A 19,134-nucleotide genomic window follows, 5' to 3' on the forward strand; every position below is an offset into this window, starting at 1 on the left:
CCCCGGGCAGGACTGACCACCCGCAGCCTTAGACGCGCTCCAGCGGGTGGTGAGGGAGGGGCGGGAGCTCGACCTGGATGGGATCGGCGGGGCGGACGGTCCCTCCATGGCGCACCACAGCCATGACGCCACTCTTGAATGTGAACTCGCCTGACACGGGGTCCATTTCGAAGACCTCACCGAGCAGCCCTTTGCGGAAGTCGTTGATCTTCGCACACGGGTTACGCAGTCCCGTCACCTCAAGCACCGCCTGCTCTCCGAGATGGAGCAGAGCGCCCGTGGGGAGGCCCAATAGGTCCAGGTGGCGAGTGGTGATGTTCTCGCCGAGCTGGCCCGCGGCGACTTCGAAGCCTTTGAGCGCGAGCTCGTCGAAGAGCTCCTCGTGCATGAGGTGGACTTGGCGCAGATTGGGCAGGTCCGGCTCGTAGGTCATGCGGAACTGGTGGCGGATCGTCTCACCCGCGTGAACGTCGCCTTCCACTCCGAGGCCCGTGAGCAGGGTGACGGAATCGCGATTGGGCTTGCTGAACGAGTACGTCTCGTTACGGCTCACCGCCGCGACCTGACCAGCCATCACGCCCGCCCTCTCACCCGTTGTCGTTCTCCGGCCGGTCGATCTTAGAGGCGGTGTACGGCGTGCCTCGCTGGGAGCAGGAGATCCAGGGCTACTCAGGTAGGGGAAGCAGGTTGGCGCTCCAGCGCTCCTCGCCGTCTCCCGCCGGCGTCACACGCAGCCCGAACGCGTTCTCGGCAAGAGGTAGGACGCTGTCGAGGGGGACGGGCCGGCCGGGGGCGAGTCCCAGCGGTCGCATCGCTTCTTCGAGCTGCGCCGGCACCAGACCGGTCGGGGCCAACGGCCCGAGTGTATGGAAGTCGACGTGGATGCCACCGTCCACCGCGTACTTGAACCAGTACATCGGCTTCTCGTTGTAGTGCAGCACGACAGTCTCGGTTCCTTGTGAGACCGCGGAGAGGATTCGTTCGTCGAGGCCGTGCATACCGCCCTGTTCCCAAGCCCATGTCCACGCGCCGTCGACGCCGGTCGTGACCACGGGTTCGTCGGCGTCGAGGAGGGTGTCGCCGTACTCGTCGTGCAGGCTCGTTTCATCGCGCAGGGCAACGCTGTCCGGGTCGGCGCCCATCCGAGCCAGCAGCTCCCGCGGAGGTATCTGCCTGGCGAAGGTCAGCGTGTAGATGGGGATGTCCGCCCGGAGGAAGTCCAGTCCGGGGCTTCGGTCAGCGCTCATCATGCCGAGGATCGTGTCATGCCCGGTCCCAGCGGCTCTCGCGGGATCCATCGTCCAGGGTTCCTAAAGGGTATGTCCATGATCGGCACGTGGACACGAACAAAGCGGAACGCCTCTACTGGTGGCCATGAGTCCGCAGACGTCTCCCCACACCTCGCGCCTGGGCGGTCGCGAGACCGGGTTCCTCATGGCGGTGGCCGGCATGTCCACCGTCCAGCTCGGCTCCGCCCTGACCGTTCCCCTGTTCGATCAGCTCACCGATGTGGGGGCTGCTGGGCTTCGCCTGGGCTGGGCCGGGCTGCTCCTGTTCATCCTCGTACGGCCCCGCCGCCGTGACTTCGCCCGCCGTGATCTGCTGGCCTGCACCGTCCTGGGCATCGTGACCGCCGGCTTGATGCTGTTCTTCATGCTCGCCATCGCCCGACTCCCGCTCGGCACCGCGAGTGCCCTGGAGTTCCTCGGCCCGCTGGCCGTGTCCCTGTACGGGCCCGGCGCAAGCCGCAAAATATGGACTGCCGCAGCTGCCATAGGTGTCGTTCTGCTGACTCAGCCCTGGCACGGGAACCTTGACCTGGCCGGAGTCGGATACGCCCTCGCCGCCGCTGCCTGCTGGGCCGCCTACATCCTGCTGACCCAGCGCGTCGGGGACCAACTCGCCGGCCTCAAAGGCCTGGCCGTCTCGATGCCGGTCGCCGGCATAGTCGGCATGCTCATCGCCGCGCCCACTCTGTCGACCCACCTCACCTGGCCGGCGCTGTGGACCATGCTGGGGCTGGCTGTCGTGAGCCCTCTGGTGCCCTTCGCTCTCGAATTCCTCGCCCTGCGCCGCCTGACGAGCTCGGCCTTCGGCACCCTGATGAGCCTGGAACCCGCCATCGCCCTGCTGATGGGGTTGCTCGTACTCGGACAGGTCCCAGGTCTGACGTCCGCACTCGGCATCGCCTTCGTCGTCGCCGCAGGCGTGGGCGCGACCCGCGCCGGTGCCCGTCCGGCTGCGGAGCACGCCCCACCCGCGCCGCACCCCGCTGCCGCCGAAGCATCTTGAGCCCCGTCGGTCGTACCGCCATGTCGAGGGAAAGGGCCGGCCGCACCGAGGTCGAAGGGGACTGCGCGAGGTCGAAGGGGATTGCGCCCCAGCTGGCTCCCGACATCGTTCGAGCCCGCGCGCCAATCATGCGCGTTTCGTTCGACAGTCCTGGACAATAGGCGGATGGAGACACGGCGTCTGCGGCTACTGGTCGAACTGTCCCGGCTCGGATCAATGCGCGCCGTGGCCGAAGCCGTGGGCACGACCACGTCGACCGTCTCGCAGCAACTCACGGTTCTCGCACGGGAAATGGGTACCGCCCTGATCGAACCCGACGGGCGGCGGGTGAGGCTCACCCCCGCCGGGCGTCGGCTGGCGGAACATGCCACGGCGATCCTCGCCGCAGTCGAGTCCGCCCGCCTCGACCTCGCCCCCGACAGCGAACCCAGCGGAACCCTGCGGGTGGCCGGATTCGCCACCGCCATCCGCGCCCACCTGCTGCCCCTCATCACCGACCTGGCCGAGAGCAATCTTGGGCTGCACATCCTCATCCGTGAGCACGAACCCGCCGAGGCCCTGGAGTTGCTGGCCGCGGACGGGGCTGACCTCGCGCTCACCTACGACTACAACCTGGCCCCCTCCGACCCGGACCCCGCGCTGCACAGCACCGCCCTGTGGACCGCATCCTGGGGCCTGGGCGTCCCGGCCCACGCCGATGTGGCCGACGCGGCGGACACCCTCGACGTCTTCGCCCGGTTCCGCACGCAGGACTGGATCGTCAACTCCCGTAACACCGCCGACGAGACCGTCATCCGCACCCTGGCATCCAGGGCGGGATTCACACCCCGGATCACCCACCAGGCCGACAGCCTCGACCTGGTCCAGGGCATGATCACCGTCGGGCTGGGTGTGGGACTGCTGCCGATCGGCATCCCCACCTTTCCCGACGTCCGCCTGGTGCCGCTCACCGGCCCGCGGGTGACGCTGCGCGCCCATGCCGTCGCACGCCACGGCCGCTTGGCCTGGCCCCCGCTCGCACTGGTCACCGACCTCTTGGTCCAGCGGACGGCGGCCCCAGCCGACGCCGCCGCTCCAACTGCCGGCCACTAGCCTGCGCCTCTCGGTGGCCCCCTTCTAACCTCTCCACCGGGGTGGCTTCAGGTTCCGGTGGCCACGCCGACAGGTAAGCGCGGGACTCGGGATCAGCCACGGCGTGCGGCCCACACGATGCGTTCCGTCCGCATCGCAAGGTCGTCGCGGCGCAGGATGCTGCGGGGGCTTCCCGTGTCGAGGAGTTCGTCCAGCGCGGTGAGGTCCTCGGGGGAGAGCTCGATGGCGGCGGCGCTACGGATGCGTTGCAGGCCGCTGAGGGCGTAGCGGCCGATCGCTTCGTTGCGGGAGCCCTCGATGTTCACGGCGATGGTGCGCCTGCCCTCGACCGTGAAGCCGGCGGCGGTCAGCATCGGGCCCCAGTCCGCGCCCCGGTGGGGCATGTGCTCGGCCTGGAAGCGATCGGTCGCCGCATGACAGCGCTCTTCCAGGCCGGGCCGGTCCTCCGGGGCGCCCTCGGGCAGGAAGCGCGGGAAGCCGGCCAGCTCCACGACGGCGAACAGACCGCCGGGCGCGAGCGCGTCATGGACGTTGCGCAGCGCGCGATCGGGATCACCGATGTGGTGCATCGAGGCCGACGCCCACACCAGGTCCGGTGAGCCGAGGTCGGGCCACGCGGAGTCGTCGAGGTCGGCCTGCACGGTTCGTACTCGCTCCTCCAGACCACGGGCGCACGCCCTTGCGTGCAGGTGCTGGAGGTATCCGGTCGATGCGTCGACAGCGGTGACCTGCGCATCGGGGAAGCGGTCGAGGAGGGCGAAGGTGCCTGCGCCCGTGCCGCAGCCCAGATCCACTATCCGACGCGGTGCAGTCGTGAGCGGCAGCCATGCGGTGATGGAGGCCGTGTGCTCGGCGAGGACCTCGGCGTCCAGGTCGAGGATCTCCGCCTGACCGTCGGTGTCCTGCTGCTGAGGGTGGCCGTGCTGAGCGTCGTGGAGGGCGTGCGGGTGCGCTTGATTCATGCCTTCACGTTAGGGCTGGCATGCGCCTGCGGCACGACTGCTCCCGGTTTACGCAAAACGATGCCCGGATGTGTTGCCCGACGCGCCAGATGCCGCCGGCGCGCCCCGTATTCACTCACCGGTGCCCTGACCGCCGCTGTCGCCGGCCTCCCGCTGATGGCCGCGGCGTGCGTCGCGGTCGAAGATGCCCAGGATCTCGCACGGGCCCCCTTCGGCGCCGATCGCGTGCGGCATCATCGTGGGGAACTCGGCAGCCTGGTTGGTCTCGACGCGGAAGCTGCGGTGGCCGAGCATGAGGACCGCGGTGCCGGACAGGACCACGAGCCATTCGCGCCCCGGGTGGGCACGCATGCGCGCCGGGTTGTCGGGTGGCGGTTCGGTCATCCGCTGGCGCACCACACTCATCCCGGGGTCACCCTTCACGGGCCAGCGCATCAAGCTGTGGGTGCTGTCGATCATCGGACTGGTGACGACGTCGTCGGTCGCCGTCTCCACGAGCTGATCCAGCGTGGTGTCCAGGGCGCGGGCGAGAGTGACCAGCTGATCCAGTGCGAGGCGACGCTGGCCGTTCTCGATGCGGCTCAGCGAGGACTGGCTGAGATGGGCGCGGGTCGCCAGTTCCTCAAGGGACCAGCCCTGCGCCACCCGCAGCGCCCGGATGCGTTTGCGTACGAGGCTGTCCAGCTCACCGTCTTCTTGCGCCATGGGCAAGATTGTATGCCTCCACTGCAAACCGCGCTTAGCGTCGTGGAGACACCTGATTCAGCGCCCATGTGGACGCCTCGGTCGGCGACGACATCAACGCCCAGCCGGCCATCCCACCACCCCACCACCCCTTCCCCCGGCGACCGGCCCTGCTCCGGCGCTGACCCGTCATGCCCTTCTGAGAGGAATCCATGAGTACGAACCAGCCCGTACAGGCCGCCGAAGCCGCAAGCGGCGGTGTGCCCGATGCGCGTCAGCTGCGCTCGATCCTGATCGCCGTCTCCATCGCGCTGATGGCCGTCATCGCCTCGGTGTCCGGGCTGAACGTCGCGCAGACCCACATGGCCGTGGAGTTCGGCGCCTCGCAGAACACCGTCCTGTGGATCATCAACATCTACACCCTCGCCCTGGCCGCCCTACTGCTGCCGCTCGGCGCCGTCGGCGACCGTCTGGGCCGCAAGCCCATGCTCATCGCCGGGCTGGGTGTCTTCGGCGCCGCGAGCGTCGTCGCGGGCCTTGCCCCGTCGGCCGAGGTCATGCTCGCCGCGCGCGTGGCCGCCGGTATCGGCGCCGCGATGATCATGCCCATCACCCTCGCCGTCATCACCTCCACCTTCCCCGAGGAACAGCGCGGCAAGGCGATCGGCGTGTGGACCGGCGTCGCCGGAGGCGGCGGGATCCTGGGCATGTTCCTCTCAGCGCTCCTCGTCGACGTCGCCGACTGGCGGTGGCTGTTCGTCCTGCCGGTGGCCCTGGTCCTCGTGGCCCTGGCCATGACGCTGAAGTCGGTCCCCAACTCCCGTGAGCCCTCGGCCCATCCCTTCGACACCGCCGGCGCGCTGGTCTCCACCGTCGCCGTGATCGGCCTCATCTTCGTCCTTCAGGAGGGCCCCGAGCGCGGCTGGACCGCCCCCGCGACACTGATCAGCCTCGCGATCGGTCTCGTGGCCGCCATCGGGTTCGTGGCCTGGGAATTGCACCGCCGCGACGCCGCGCTGCTGGACGTGCGCCTGTTCCGGGAGCGCGGCCTGGCCGGCGGCTCGATCACGCTCCTGGTGGTCTTCGGCGTCCAGGCTGGCATCGCCGTCGTCCTCTTCCCGTTCTTCCAGGCCGTGCTCGGCTGGTCGGGACTGCTGTCCACGGTCGCGCTGATGCCCATGGCCGTCATGATGATGACGGCCTCCGGCCTGGCTCCCAAGCTCGCCGCACGTGTCGGCTCCCGCTCGACCATGGCCGTGGGCATCGTGCTGGCGGGCGTCGGCCTGGCGCTCATGGCCCTGTTCGTGTCCGTCGACGGCGGCTATCTGACCATCCTGCCCGGCATGCTGGCCATGGGTCTCGGCATGGGCCTGTCGATGACCCCGTCCACGGAGGCCATCACCGCCTCCCTGCCGCGCGAGAAGCAGGGCGTCGCCTCCGCCCTCAACGACGTCACCCGCGAGTTCGGCACCGCCCTCGGCGTCGCCCTGCTCGGCGCACTGCTGGCGAACGGCTACCGCAGCGCCATCGACGGCCGGCTGAACGGCATCCCCCAGGAGACTGCGGACACCGCCCGGGAGGGCGTCGCCAACGCCGTCGAAGCGGCGGGCGGCGCCGGCCCGCACACGCAGGACCTGCTCCACGCCGCCCAGCAGTCCTTCGTCGACGGCTGGCAGCAGGCCATGTGGGCAGGCGTCGCCGTGATGGGCGCCCTGTTCGTCTACGTCGCCTTCCGCGCCCCCAGGAACACCGCTCCCGGGGTCGCGGGTGAGCCGGAAGTCACCGAGGCCGTGGCCGCCCGATGACCCCATAGGAGTTGGGCACACGGCGACAAGCCCGCTCATGCGGATGTCCGGCACTGCGATCGCGGTGCCGGACACGCGACCGGTAGCCGCAAGATCTCCGGCCTGAACGCCGTGCTGCGCTGTAGCTGTTCGAGGGTTCCTTTCGTGGTTGCATTCGCAAGACAGCGAGCGCGGCGAATGGCGGCGCACCAAGACCCGCCCGCAGAGTCCGCGAGCCCGATCGGCCGCCGACGGAGGCCCTCCTCCCGGGTGGGCGGCAACGCGTCTGGGCGGCCCCTCAACACGTAATCACGGCGGCATCGCGGTCCCGCCATATCCGGAACGACCAGCCACAGAAGCCGCCCCGACCACCGCATCGGTGCCACTACTTCGTCGGCTTCACCGAGCCCGCCCGAACGCGCACGCCCCCGAAACGAACCATTCGCTTGAGCCACGCCCTGCGAACCCCCACTCATCGCCCCGCGAACCAAACCCGCCCCAGGGGTTGACAGAAATCCCTGGGCGACACAGCCTTTGGCAACGTTGTCATCCGGTTCGGCGCGGGGCGTGCGGAGCCGGTTCGGCTTGCGCTTTTTGATGGGACGTCACACACATGACAGAACTGCCGGGCCCGTCGCGCCTTCCGTCGCGGCGGACCGTTGTCACCTCGGGGACCACGCTGCTGGCCGGGTTCGGCCTCAGTTCCGTGCTCCCCGGGCCGATTGCTGCTGCCGCCCCCACCGGCGCACCGGCCGCACCCGCCACACCCGGCGAGCTGGCCCTCTACCGACCCGTCTCGGTCTCCTCCACCGCCTACGCCGCCACACCCGGCTCGTTCGTCGTCGACCGCCTCGCCTCCCCGGGCGTCAAGGGCAGCGGCTGGCGCGCCGGGGGAGGCGACCCGCAGTGGATCGCCGTCGACCTCCAGGAGACCTGCGAGGTCACCCATATCCGTCTGACCTTCGAGGCCGATGCCTCCGACCCGGTGTACACGCCCCCCACCTCCGGCAATGTGCACAGCGGCACCACCGGAAAGGAGATCCAGTCGAGCTATTCGCTGGTCTTCGCGGTGGAGACCTCGCTCGACAACAAGTCGTGGACCACGGTGTACCGCACCACGGCGGGCACCGGCGGCGTGGTGAACGTCCAGCTCCCGCGCCCCACCAAGGCGCACTGGGTGCGCATGACCTCCCAGAAGCGGTCCAGCCCGCTGCCCCTCGGCCTCAACGGCTTCGAGGTGTACGGCACCGCCAAGGGCAAGCGCCCCTCGGCCACCGGCTGGACGGACTGGGGCTCCCACCCCGGCAAGGCGCCGAAGCTGACCGTCGCCGACGACGGGACGGTGCCCCTGGAGTCGGGCTGGCGGCTGACCATGGACGACTGGGCCGACGCGGACGGCGCCGGCCTGTCGAAGACCTCCGTGGACACGAGCGGCTGGCTGCCCGCGACCGTTCCCGGCACGGTGCTCGGCTCGCTCGTGGATCAGGGCAAGCTGCCCGACCCGGTGGCCGGCCTGAACAACCTGCACATCCCGGAGGCCCTGTCACGCCACTCGTGGTGGTACAAGCGGGACTTCGCGCTGCCGAAGGGGCTGCGCACCGGCGCCGGCCGGCACGTCTGGCTGGAGTTCGACGGCATCAACCACAAGGCCGACGTGTGGCTCAACGGCAAGCAGGTCGGCGATCTGACGTACCCGTTCGCCCGCTCCGCCTTCGACGTCACCCGTCACCTCGACGCGGACGACGAGAACGCGCTCGCCGTGCGGATCACGCCGATGCCGGTGCCCGGCAGCCCGGGGGACAAGGGCCCCGAGGGCGAGGCGTGGGTCGACGCCGGCGCGCAGCAGATGAACCTCAACTCCCCGACGTATCTGGCCTCCTCGGGCTGGGACTGGATGCCCGCTGTGCGCGACCGCGCGGCCGGCATCTGGAACCACGTGCGGCTGCGGTCGACCGGGCACGTCGTCATCGGCGACCCGCGCGTGGACACGGTTCTGCCGAAGCTGCCCGACGTATCGGTCGCCGAGGTGACCGTCGTCGTACCGGTCCGCAACGCCGACGACACCGACCGCCGGGCAACGGTCACCGCCGCCTTCGACGGCGTGCGGGTGTCCAGGACAGTCACGGTGAAGGCCGGCGAGAGCGTCGACGTCGTCTTCGCGCCCGACGCCTTCCAGCAACTGCGGCTGCGTGACCCGAAGCTGTGGTGGCCCAACGGCCTCGGGCGGCCCCACCTGCACGACCTCACGCTGACGGCGTCGGCCGACGGGCATGAGAGCGACAGGCGCACCACCCGCTTCGGCATCCGCCAGTTCGGCTACGAGTACGACACACCGCTGCCGTTCACCGCGTCCGGCGACGCCTACACGCAGACCGTGACCTTCGACCGGCAGCAGGCCCAGCACGTCCGCATCCGCTGCATGACCCGCGCGACCTCCTGGGGCAGCTCGCTGTGGACCCTCGCCGTCGGCGACAGCACCAGGCCGGGCGTCGACCTCGCGCTGCACGCCACTGCCGAGGCCTCCAGCACCGACCAGGACGACCACGGTGCGGCGAACGTCACCGACGGCGACGCCGGCACCCGCTGGTCCTCCGCCTTCGAGGACGACCAGTGGATACGCGTCGACCTGGGCTCCACCCAGTCCTTCGACCGCGTCGACCTCACCTGGGAACAGGCGTACGCGAAGACCTTCGTGGTCCAGGTCTCGGCCAACGGCTCCGACTGGACGGACGTGAAGTCCGTGGACAACGGGGCAGTGCCGCTGCCGTTCAGCGACGGCAACGCCAGCCTCCAGGTCGAGGACTTCGAACGGCGTACCGGACGCTACGTCCGCCTCAACTGCGGCCTGCGCAACACCAGTTGGGGCAACTCCCTGTGGACCTTCAGCGTCATCGACCAGAATGTCCCGGGCACCGACCTCGCCCTGCGTCAGAAGGCCACCGCCTCGACGGAGGAGTCCGACCACCCCGCGTCCCACGCCACCGACGGCGACCGCGGCACCCGCTGGTCCTCGGCCTACGAGGACCACCAGTGGATCCAGGTCGACCTCGGCTCCTCGCGGACGTTCGACCGGGTCGCCGTCGTCTGGGAGAGCGCGTACCCGAAGACGTACGTCATCCAGGTGTCCGACGACGGCGAGAACTGGACCGACGTCAAGTCCGTGTCCAACACCCCCGACCCGCTGAAAATCAGCGTCAACGGTGTCCGCGTGCTGGCCCGCGGCGGAAACTGGGGCTGGGACGAACTGCTGCGCCGGATGCCGGCGGAACGCATGGACGCGGCGGTGCGCATGCACCGCGACATGAACTTCACCATGATCCGCAACTGGGTCGGCAGCAGCGACCGGGAGGAGTTCTTCGCCGCCTGCGACCGGCACGGCATCCTGGTGTGGAACGACTTCCCCAACGCGTGGGGCATGGACCCGCCGGAGCGCGAGGCGTTCATCTCGCTCGCCCGCGACACCGTGCTGCGCTACCGCATCCACCCGAGCGTGGCCGTCTGGTGCGGCGCCAACGAGGGCAACCCCCCGGCCGCCATCGACAAGGGCATGCGCGCGGCGGTGCAGGACCAGGTCCCCGGCCTGCTGTACCAGAACAACTCGGCCGGAGGAATCGTCACCGGCGGCGGCCCCTACGGCTGGGTCGAGCCGGAGAAGTACTTCGACCCCATGACGTACGGCAGCAAGGACTTCGGCTTCCACACCGAGATCGGCATGCCCGTCGTCTCCACCGCGGCGAGCGTCCGCAACATGACGGGTGACGAGCCGGAGTGGCCCATCGGGGGCGCCTGGTACCACCACGACTGGAGCGAGCGCGGGAACCAGGCGCCGCAGAACTACAAGGCCGCCATCGCGGCACGCCTCGGCGATTCCGGAGACCTCGACGACTTCGCCCGCAAGGCGCAGTTCGTCAACTACGAGAACACCCGCGCCATGTTCGAGGCGTGGAACCAGAACCTGTGGGACAACGCCTCCGGCCTCATGCTGTGGATGTCCCACCCGGCCTGGCACAGCACGGTCTGGCAGACCTACGACTACGACTTCGACGTCAACGGCACCTACTACGGCGCCCGTTCGGCCTGCGAGCCCCTGCACGTGCAGGCCGACCCGGTGAAGTGGCAGGTCCTCGCGGTCAACCACACCTCGACCGACCTGCGCGGAGCCACGGTAGCTGCCCGGCTGTTCGACCTGATCGGCCGGCAGCTCGGCACGACCAGGAAGGCCCGGCTGGACGTCGAGCGGGCGGCCACCGCGAAGGCGTTCACCGCGGAGTGGACGAACGACCTGCCGGACCTGCACCTGCTGCGGCTCACACTGACGGACGCCAAGGGCAGGGAGGTGTCACGGAACACCTACTGGCGCTACCGCGACACCTCGGCCCTGCGGAACCTGAACAAGGCCAGACAGGTCAAGCTGACCGGCGACATCACCAAGGTCTCCCGCTCCGGTGACCGTCACGAGCTGACCGCGACGATCCACAACCGAGGATCGGCGGTGGCGGCCATGGTCCGGTTGTCCCTGCTGGAGGAGGCCCACGGCCGCCGGGTCCTGCCGACGCTGTACAGCGACAACTACCTGTGGCTGCTGCCCGGCGAATCCCGCCAGGTCACGCTGTCCTGGCCGGCGGAGGCCTGCAAGTCACGGCATCCGGTGCTGACCGCGCAGGCGTACAACAGCCCGGTGACGACACTGCGCGGCTGAGCACACCGTGTCCTGGCCCGGCTGCCCGGGCCAGGACACGGTCGCGTCCGGACTTGAGTCTCTCCCCGGGAGAGGGTCCACGGTGGCGTGCATGAACAGCAAAGATCTCGACGGACGTCTGGCCGTGGTGGCGGGCGGGAGTAAGGGAACCGGGCTGGCGACGGCCCACCGGCTGCGTGAGGCCGGAGCGCGGGTCGTCACCATCGCCCGCACGCCACCCGAGACGGCCGACCCGCTCTTCGTGCAGGCCGATCTGAGCACACCCGAAGGCACCGCGTCGGCCGCCACTCACGTCTACGACCACTTCGGCGCGCCTGACATCCTCGTGCACGTCGTGGGCGGCTCCCGAGCCCCCGCCGGTGGGCACTCGGCCCTCACCGAACAGGTCTGGGCGGAGGAACTGGCGCTCAATCTGCTTCCCGCGGTCCGCCTGGACCGGGCACTGGTTCCCGCGATGGTGGCCCGTGGGGCGGGCGCCGTGGTGCACGTGACCTCGATCCGGCGCCGGATGCCGCTGCACGAGTCGACACTGGCGTACGCCGCCGCCAAGAGCGCTCTGGCCACCTACAGCAAAGGGCTGGCGAACGAGGTGGCCCCGCGCGGTGTCCGGGTGAACTCGGTCGCGCCGGGCTTCATCCGTACCGACGGCGCCGAGCGCCTCCTGGCCCGACGTATGCAGGAGGGCGGCATCACCCGAGAGGCCGCGCTCGACGAGCTGAACCAAACCCTGGGCGGCATCCCACTGGGGCGGCCCGCGGAGCCGGAAGAGGTGGCCGAGGTGATCGCCTTCCTGGTCTCGGACCGGGCCGGCGCGGTCGCCGGCGCCGAGCACGTCATCGACGGCGGCACCGTCCGCGCCCTGTGAACCCCCCTGACACACCCGCACCGGAGAACACCATGCAAGAGATCCAGGAGTTCCTCACGAAGTACTTCTCCGCGGCCACGGAGCCCGACCGCGAGCGCTACTTCTCACTGTTCGGCGACGGCGTCGTCGTACACGACGACGGCCGCAGCCACCACGGGCTCGCCGCGGTGCGACGCTGGCGTGACGAGGTCCCGGACGTGCGCTACGACCTGCGCGAGGTCACCGGCACGCCCACCGCCTGCCGAGCCGTCGCCGAGATCGCCGGCGACTTCCCCGGCAGCCCGGTCACCCTGTGCTTCACTTTCGAACGCGACGCGGAGGGCAAGATCACACGGTTGGACATCGAACCCTGAGATCAAGGTCCGGGGCGTACGACGAGGAGGACACCGTGGCCGAGCGGCTGACGATCGGGGAGTTCTCGCGCATCACGCACCTGAGCATCCGCGCGCTCCGCCGTTACCACGAGCAGGACCTGCTCGTTCCCGCCGAGGTCGACCCCGTCACGGGCTACCGCTACTACTCGCCCGCGCAGGTCCGGTCCGCGCTGACCATCAGACGGTTCCGCGACCTCGACCTCCCGCTGGCGGATCTCCGACGCTTCCTCCGGGCCGAGTCGGCCGGCTCGGGCGGGGCGAGCGATGACATCGCGCAAGCGGTCGTCTCAGCCCACCTCCGCCGTCTCGAGGACCGGCTCGGCCGCACCCAGCGGGCGGTCGAGGCGCTCCGGGAGCTGCTCGATCCGGAGGCCGAGCGGACGGCGACCCTGGACGTCCTGCCGGCCCAGCAGGTCTTCGCCGTGTCCCTCGACGTCCCGGAGGGAGCCGACCTGAGCTGGTACGACTCCGCGATGCACGACCTGGACGCCGCAGCCGGCCGACGCCCGGTGCTCCCGGCGGGCGGCCGGTACGAACACGAGCTGTTCACGGAGGGCCACGGCCGCGCCACGGTCTACCTCCCGGCCGACGGACCGCTGCCGCCGGGAGCACCGGACACCGTGCGCGAACTGCGGCTGCCGCGCCGGAGCGCCGTCGTCGCCACCCACCTCGGTCCGCACGACGACCTCGACCTCACCTACGGCGCGGTGGGCTCCTTCGCCGCCCGCCAAGGACTGCGCGCCCAGAGCATCGTCGAGGAGGTCTATCTCTTCGGCCCGCGCGACACGGACGAGCCCGATCGTTGGCGCACGCTCGTGGCGTGGCTGGTCGAGCCTGACGCCGACTGATCGACCTCCCGGCTGGTCCGAAGCTTCGAGGTCAGTCGATGAACAGATCGCCCGTGAGGTACTTGAGCCCGGTGTCCGGGGCGACGGTCACAACGATGCGGCCCTCCCCGATCTCACGGGCCAGGTGCAGCGCGCCGGCGACGTTGAGCGCTCCGGAGGTGCCGGTGAAGATGCCTTCCTGCCGAGCGAGCGGCAAAGCCAGCCGACGGGCCTCCGCCTCGTCGATCGTGCGGGCTTCGTCGTACGAGCCGGCCGTGAGCAGCGGTGGGACGATGCCGGTGGCGATTCCCTCCACCCGGTGCGGTCCCGCCTTGCCGGCGGTGAGCATCGGCGAAGAGGTCGGCTCCAGGGCGACGGCGCGTACCGGACCTCCACCCTCCCGCAACGCCGCGGCGACGCCGGAGAACATTCCGGCCGTGCCGACGCCGGCGCAGAAGACATCCACCGCCACACCATCACCACCGGCCTGCTGAAGGATCTCGCGACCGAGGATCGCATAGCCGGTGAGGGCATCGACATTGTGGAACTGATCGGTCCAGAAGGCGCCCTCGCCCTCGATGACCCGGTCGACCTCTTCGCGCATCCGCACGAAGAGGTCGGGCGTGATCTGGCCCCCGTCGCTGGGCACCACGGTCACATCCGCACCGAACGCCCGCATCGTGCGCAACTTCTCCGGTGCGAACGCGTCCGAGGTGACGATCGAGAGCGGGTACTCCTTCACAGCACAGACGAAGGCCAACGCGGATCCCGTACTGCCGCCGGTGTACTCCACGACCCGCTGCCCGGGGCGCAGGGCACCGCGCCGCTCCGCACCCTCGATCATGGCCAGAGCCATCCGGTCCTTGTAGCTGCCGGTGGGGTTGCTCCCCTCCACCTTGACCAGCACGTCGGCCGCCCCCTCGGGCACGACCCGGCTCAGGCGTACCAGTGGCGTCCCGCCGATCGTGTCCAGCGACGAGGACTGGATACCGGGCAAACCCATGGGACTCCTCGCTCACCTCGCGATCCGGAAGCCCGGACCGGTCATCTCGGCAGCGGCCGTGCACAAGTCAAGGCTAAGGCCGCCATGAGGGAAGCGTTCGGCGGCTGCGGGGGAGGCATGGAAAGGAATTTCTGCCTGTGATTGGGCCACTGGCTCATCAGACAGATCTTCTCCCGTCATACCGTTCAAGTATCCGGACGTTTGCATTACCATCGGCTTTCGGTCGGCGGCCAAGGACCAGCCGTGTGTCCGTCGGTCACGAAGGCGCATGAGAGCCGCGACCCGGACCGTCACCGCCCAACACCCCTTCCGCACGGAGATATTGCGAGGTCGTCGTGGCTGCTCTCGACTCTCTGGACGTGTCCATCCTGCGAGAACTCCTGACCCGGCCCCGAGCGGGGATGCGCGAGTTCGCGCGCACGCTCGGCATAGCCCGGGGAACGGTGCATACGCGGATGAGTCGCCTGGAGCGGCTCGGTGTGATCACCGACTACGCGCCCCGGGTCTCACCTGCGCAGCTCGGCTTTCCCATCCTGGCGTTCGTCCATCTCCACCTGGCGCAGGGCCAGCTGGCACGGGTGACCCGGGCCCTGGTGCTGGTCGACGAGGTCCTGGAGGCGCACACGACGGCCGGGGAAGGTGACGTGCTGTGCCGTGTCGCCGCCCGGGACACCGAGCACGTCGAGGAGATCATCCAGCGTTTCCTGCAACTGCCCGGTGTGGTGCGCTGCCGTACGGAGATCGTCCTCAGCGAGCGGCTGCCCAGCCGCGTCACCTCGTTGCTGTCCCTGGTCGCCCAGGATCTGGCGTCGAACGACACGAAGGCGGCTCCTCAAAGGCCGGACGCACCTCTGTCCTGAGCCGATGGATCACGTGGCCCAGTAATGGTGAGGTCGTTCTGATCCATCGGCTCAGTTCTCGGCGCTGCGAGCGGGCCACGGGCCCATGCTGGTGCAACTGTGCCCAGCGCAGCCATCTGCGCTCCTCAAGCATGAACAGGAGGCGAGATGACGACCTTCGCCAGTGCCGAATCCCGTTCGCACGAAGGTGAACGCGACGGGGTACCGGTCGACCCGCGACGGCGTTACCAGGCCACGGCCGGTCGCGTGCAGCTCACCGGCATACAGGCACTGGCGCGGCTGCCGATCGACCAGCACCGGCGCGATCTCGCCGCCGGCAAGGACGTCGCCACCTTCATCTCCGGTTACGAGGGTTCGCCGCTGGCCGGCTACGACCTGGAGCTGGGCCGTCTGCGATCCCTGCTGGACGCCAACGACGTGCGGCACGTGCCGGGCCTCAACGAGGAGGCCGCGGCGACCGCGGTGCAGGGCAGCCAGTTGGTCAACACCCTCGACGGCGCCACACGCGACGGCGTACTCGGCATCTGGTACGGCAAGGCACCCGGCCTGGACCGGGCCACCGACGCCCTGCGGCACGGCAACCTCATGGGCGCCCACCCCACGGGCGGCGCCCTGGTGCTCGTGGGCGACGACCCGGCCGCGAAGTCGTCCAGCGTGCCCTGTTCGTCGGAACTGGCGCTGATGGACCTCGCCGTCCCGTACCTCTACCCGGCCGACTCACAGGAGGTGCTGGACCTCGGACTGCACGCGGTGGCGCTGTCCCGCGCCAGCGGTCTCTGGGCCGGACTGAAGATCGTGACCGCGGTCGCCGACGGCTCCTCGCTCGTCGACCTCGGAACCGAGCGTCCGGCGCCGGTCCTTCCCGCGGGTTCGGGGCGTCATCAGCCGACCGCACGCCTCCTGCAGCCCACCCTCGGTCCGCTGGAACGGGATCTGATGACGACCCGGCTGCGGCTCGCCCGGGAGTACTGCCGACTCAACCGGCTCAACCGGATCGAACTGCGCGGCGACGACGACATCATGGGCATCGTCGCCTCCGGCCGCACCTACCGCGAGCTTCGTGCCGCGCTCGACCGGCTCGGCCTGACCGACGCACGGCTCACCGATGCCGGCATCCGCCTCGTCAAGATCTCGATGCCCTACCCCATGGACACCGAGACGATCGTCGACTTCGCCGACGGACTCGACCGGATCATCGTCGTCGAGGAGAAGCGCTCCTTCATCGAGACCGCGGTGCGCGAAGCCCTCTACGGGCGCCCCGGTGCGCCACGGGTCCTGGGCAAGGAGGACGAGCAGGGCAGGGAACTGATCCCGTCGTACGGCGAACTGGACGCCGACACCCTCGTGCGCCCCCTCGCCCGTGAACTCGCCGCCCAAGGCGTCCCCGTGAAGCGCCAGCACCCCGGGCGCATCGACGGCCGCACCCAGCTCCCGGTGATCAGCCTTCCCAAGCGAGCCCCCTACTTCTGCTCCGGGTGCCCGCACAACAGCTCCACCAAGGTGCCCGACGACTCGCTGGTCGGCGGCGGCATCGGCTGTCACGCCATGGTCCTGCTCATGGACGAGGAACAGGTCGGCGCCGTCACAGGCCTCTCCCAGATGGGCGGCGAGGGCCTCCAGTGGATCGGCATGGCGCCGTACATCGAGCGCGGGCACTACCTCCAGAACCTCGGTGACGGCACCTTCGACCACTCCGGCTCGCTGGCCATCAGGGCGGCCGTGGCCGCCGGGGTGAACATCACCTACAAGCTGCTCTACAACTCCGCCGTGGCCATGACCGGCGGCCAGAGCGCCGTCGGTGCCATGGACCTCCGCCAGATCGTGGACGTCCTGCGAGCCGAGAAGGTGGCCCGGATCATCGTCACCACCGACGACGTCCGCCGGACCCGGCGCGCGCGGCTGCCGCACGACGTGAAGGTGTGGGACCGAGGCCGGATGGACGAGGCCCAGCGTGAGCTGGCCGGGACGCCCGGCGTCACCGTCCTGGTGCACGACCAGGAGTGCGCCACCGAGAAGCGGCGCAAGTGGAAGCGCGGCAAGCTCGACAAGCCCACCACCCGAGTGTTCATCAACGAGCGCATCTGCGAGGGCTGCGGCGACTGCGGACACAAGTCCAACTGCCTGTCGGTCCAGCCCGTCGAGACCGAGTTCGGCCGCAAGACCCAGATCCACCAGGCGTCGTGCAACGTCGACTACAGCTGTCTGAAGGGCGACTGCCCGGCGTTCATGACGATCACGGGCGTCGAATCGGCGAAGAGCGCCGCCGACGGTACGTCCCACGATCCGCGGGTGCTCGGTGACGCCCCCCTTCCCGACCCCGTCCCCACCGTCACGGGCGACTTCGGCGTACGACTGACCGGAGTCGGCGGTACCGGCGTGGTGACCGTCTCCCAGATCCTCGCCACCGCGGGCCTGCTCGCCGGCTGGACGCCGCGCTCGCTGGACCAGACCGGACTGGCGCAGAAGGGCGGCGCGGTCGTCTCCGACATCCGCTTCCACCGTGCGGGGGAGGGGCGTACCAACAAACTGGGCGCCGGCGAGTGCGACCTCTACCTCGGCTGCGACATCCTGGTGGCCGCCGACGAAGCCAACCTCACCGTGACCTCGCCCGACCGGACGGTCGCGGTGCTCAACACCGCGCGGGTCGCGACCGGTCACATGGTCGCCGACGTCCGTCAGACCTTCCCCGACACCGCGGCCATGAGTGAGCGGCTGCTGGCGCGGGTGCGCCCCGGCGCGGAGGTCCTGGACGCGCGGGAGACGGTGCTGGCGCTGCTGGGCGACGACCAGTACCTCAACACCTTCCTGATCGGCGTCGGCTTCCAGCTGGGCGCCCTGCCGCTGTCGGCCGACGCCATCGAGGAGGCGGTCCGCATCAACGGCGTCGCGGTCGAGGCCAACCTCCAGGCGTTCCGCTACGGCCGGCTGTGGGTCGAGGACCGGAGCGCGGTGGCGGCCTCGCTTCCGGCCGATGACTCCCGTACACCGGCGGTCGCGCCCTTGGCCGCCGACACCACGCCGCTCGTGACGGGCCTAGTGCGCGAGTTGACGGCATATCAGGACGCGCGGTACGCCGCCCGCTACGCCGAGACGGTGGCCGCTGTCCGTGAGCGCGAGCGGGAGATCGTGCCCGGGGCCGAGGACCTGACCATGGCCGTGGCCACGAACCTGTTCAAGCTGATGGCCTACAAGGACGAGTACGAAGTGGCCCGTCTCGCCCTCGACGAGGGTGTCGCAGCCGAGGTGACCGAGCAGTTCGGCCCCGGGGCGCGGGCGCAGTGGAACCTGCAGCCGCCGGTACTGCGAGCCCTCGGCATGCGGCGCAAGATCCGGCTCGGCGGCTGGTTCCGGCCCGGGTTCACCGCCCTGTACGGCATGCGGCGACTGCGGGGAACCGCTCTGGACCCCTTCGGCCGGGCCCACGTGCGCAAGGTCGAGCGCGAGCTCCTCGACGACTACGCCGAGCGCGTCACCCACCTGCTCGCCGGTCTCACCCCCGCCAATCACGCGGTGGCCGTCCAGATCGCCTCGCTGCCCGACATGGTCCGCGGGTTCGAGGAGGTCAAGCTCCGCAACGTCGAGGAGTACCGCGTCCGTCTGCGGGAACTGATCGAGCGGTTCGACTGACACTGCGGGTCCGCCAGGGGCGGAAACCGGAACCCGTCCCAAGAGCCGCTCTGCCAGCGGCCCTT

General features: G+C 69.9%; 14 protein-coding genes. 9 read left to right on the forward strand and 5 right to left on the reverse strand.

Annotated elements, in window-relative coordinates:
- Positions 1-28 precede the first annotated feature (28 nt).
- The gene (locus tag CP983_RS42805) at positions 29-574 is read right to left on the reverse strand and encodes an MOSC domain-containing protein (protein WP_150505975.1); all 546 of its coding nucleotides are present in this window, start codon (positions 572-574) and stop codon (positions 29-31) included.
- Between the two features lie 91 nt (positions 575-665).
- A complete protein-coding gene (locus CP983_RS42810) occupies positions 666-1,247 on the reverse strand; it encodes a DUF6461 domain-containing protein (RefSeq protein ID WP_229914903.1) in 582 nt (193 codons plus the stop codon).
- Positions 1,248-1,374: 127 nt separating this feature from the next.
- On the opposite strand from CP983_RS42810, the gene CP983_RS42815 reads away from it, so the two are divergent.
- Both CP983_RS42815 and CP983_RS42820 read left to right on the forward strand, forming a co-directional pair.
- Positions 1,375-2,292, forward strand: a complete 918-nt coding sequence (locus CP983_RS42815) for an EamA family transporter (protein ID WP_229914902.1) — start codon at positions 1,375-1,377, stop codon at positions 2,290-2,292.
- 165 nt (positions 2,293-2,457) lie between these two features.
- The gene (locus tag CP983_RS42820; protein WP_150505977.1) at positions 2,458-3,384 is read left to right on the forward strand and encodes a LysR family transcriptional regulator; all 927 of its coding nucleotides are present in this window, start codon (positions 2,458-2,460) and stop codon (positions 3,382-3,384) included.
- A 92-nt stretch (positions 3,385-3,476) separates the two neighbouring features.
- Here the strand turns inward: CP983_RS42820 and CP983_RS42825 are convergent, their stop codons facing one another.
- Positions 3,477-4,346, reverse strand: coding sequence for a class I SAM-dependent methyltransferase (locus tag CP983_RS42825; protein ID WP_150505979.1), 870 nt, complete (start codon positions 4,344-4,346; stop codon positions 3,477-3,479).
- A 111-nt stretch (positions 4,347-4,457) separates the two neighbouring features.
- Positions 4,458-5,051: a helix-turn-helix domain-containing protein gene (locus CP983_RS42830; protein ID WP_189748893.1), complete on the reverse strand. Its 594-nt coding sequence runs from the start codon at positions 5,049-5,051 to the stop codon at positions 4,458-4,460.
- A 191-nt stretch (positions 5,052-5,242) separates the two neighbouring features.
- On the opposite strand from CP983_RS42830, the gene CP983_RS42835 reads away from it, so the two are divergent.
- From CP983_RS42835 to CP983_RS42855, 5 genes are all read left to right on the forward strand, one after another.
- The gene (locus CP983_RS42835) at positions 5,243-6,835 is read left to right on the forward strand and encodes an MFS transporter (protein WP_150505981.1); all 1,593 of its coding nucleotides are present in this window, start codon (positions 5,243-5,245) and stop codon (positions 6,833-6,835) included.
- A gap of 592 nt (positions 6,836-7,427) precedes the next feature.
- Complete coding sequence (locus CP983_RS42840; protein ID WP_150505983.1) at positions 7,428-11,513, forward strand: discoidin domain-containing protein; 4,086 nt, start codon at positions 7,428-7,430, stop codon at positions 11,511-11,513.
- A gap of 91 nt (positions 11,514-11,604) precedes the next feature.
- Positions 11,605-12,378 (forward strand): SDR family oxidoreductase, encoded by a 774-nt coding sequence (locus CP983_RS42845; protein WP_150505985.1) that lies wholly within the window; start codon positions 11,605-11,607, stop codon positions 12,376-12,378.
- A 32-nt stretch (positions 12,379-12,410) separates the two neighbouring features.
- Entirely contained in the window at positions 12,411-12,731 is a 321-nt protein-coding gene (locus CP983_RS42850) for a nuclear transport factor 2 family protein (protein WP_150505987.1), read from the forward strand.
- A 35-nt stretch (positions 12,732-12,766) separates the two neighbouring features.
- The gene (locus CP983_RS42855) at positions 12,767-13,600 is read left to right on the forward strand and encodes a MerR family transcriptional regulator (protein WP_150505989.1); all 834 of its coding nucleotides are present in this window, start codon (positions 12,767-12,769) and stop codon (positions 13,598-13,600) included.
- 31 nt (positions 13,601-13,631) lie between these two features.
- Here CP983_RS42855 and CP983_RS42860 read toward each other — a convergent pair whose 3' ends face one another.
- Positions 13,632-14,582, reverse strand: a complete 951-nt coding sequence (locus CP983_RS42860; protein WP_150505991.1) for a PLP-dependent cysteine synthase family protein — start codon at positions 14,580-14,582, stop codon at positions 13,632-13,634.
- A gap of 335 nt (positions 14,583-14,917) precedes the next feature.
- Here CP983_RS42860 and CP983_RS42865 point away from each other — a divergent pair, with 335 nt between their 5' ends.
- Both CP983_RS42865 and CP983_RS42870 read left to right on the forward strand, forming a co-directional pair.
- Positions 14,918-15,442 carry an Lrp/AsnC family transcriptional regulator gene (locus CP983_RS42865; protein WP_255345984.1) on the forward strand — a complete coding sequence of 175 codons (525 nt, stop codon included), beginning with the start codon at positions 14,918-14,920 and terminating at the stop codon, positions 15,440-15,442.
- A gap of 147 nt (positions 15,443-15,589) precedes the next feature.
- On the forward strand, positions 15,590-19,069 hold the full coding sequence (locus CP983_RS42870) for an indolepyruvate ferredoxin oxidoreductase family protein (protein WP_150505993.1): 3,480 nt from the start codon (positions 15,590-15,592) through the stop codon (positions 19,067-19,069).
- Positions 19,070-19,134 lie beyond the last annotated feature (65 nt).

Source organism: Streptomyces chartreusis (assembly GCF_008704715.1).
GTDB classification, from domain to species: Bacteria; Actinomycetota; Actinomycetes; order Streptomycetales; family Streptomycetaceae; genus Streptomyces; species Streptomyces chartreusis.

Coding starts and splice junctions, on each gene's coding strand:
- CP983_RS42805 (WP_150505975.1), bottom strand. CDS start 574: ATGGCTGGTCAGGTCGCGGCGGTGAGCCGTAACGAGACGTACTCGTTC.
- CP983_RS42810 (WP_229914903.1), bottom strand. CDS start 1,247: ATGAGCGCTGACCGAAGCCCCGGACTGGACTTCCTCCGGGCGGACATC.
- CP983_RS42815 (WP_229914902.1), top strand. CDS start 1,375: ATGAGTCCGCAGACGTCTCCCCACACCTCGCGCCTGGGCGGTCGCGAG.
- CP983_RS42820 (WP_150505977.1), top strand. CDS start 2,458: ATGGAGACACGGCGTCTGCGGCTACTGGTCGAACTGTCCCGGCTCGGA.
- CP983_RS42825 (WP_150505979.1), bottom strand. CDS start 4,346: ATGAATCAAGCGCACCCGCACGCCCTCCACGACGCTCAGCACGGCCAC.
- CP983_RS42830 (WP_189748893.1), bottom strand. CDS start 5,051: ATGGCGCAAGAAGACGGTGAGCTGGACAGCCTCGTACGCAAACGCATC.
- CP983_RS42835 (WP_150505981.1), top strand. CDS start 5,243: ATGAGTACGAACCAGCCCGTACAGGCCGCCGAAGCCGCAAGCGGCGGT.
- CP983_RS42840 (WP_150505983.1), top strand. CDS start 7,428: ATGACAGAACTGCCGGGCCCGTCGCGCCTTCCGTCGCGGCGGACCGTT.
- CP983_RS42845 (WP_150505985.1), top strand. CDS start 11,605: ATGAACAGCAAAGATCTCGACGGACGTCTGGCCGTGGTGGCGGGCGGG.
- CP983_RS42850 (WP_150505987.1), top strand. CDS start 12,411: ATGCAAGAGATCCAGGAGTTCCTCACGAAGTACTTCTCCGCGGCCACG.
- CP983_RS42860 (WP_150505991.1), bottom strand. CDS start 14,582: ATGGGTTTGCCCGGTATCCAGTCCTCGTCGCTGGACACGATCGGCGGG.
- CP983_RS42870 (WP_150505993.1), top strand. CDS start 15,590: ATGACGACCTTCGCCAGTGCCGAATCCCGTTCGCACGAAGGTGAACGC.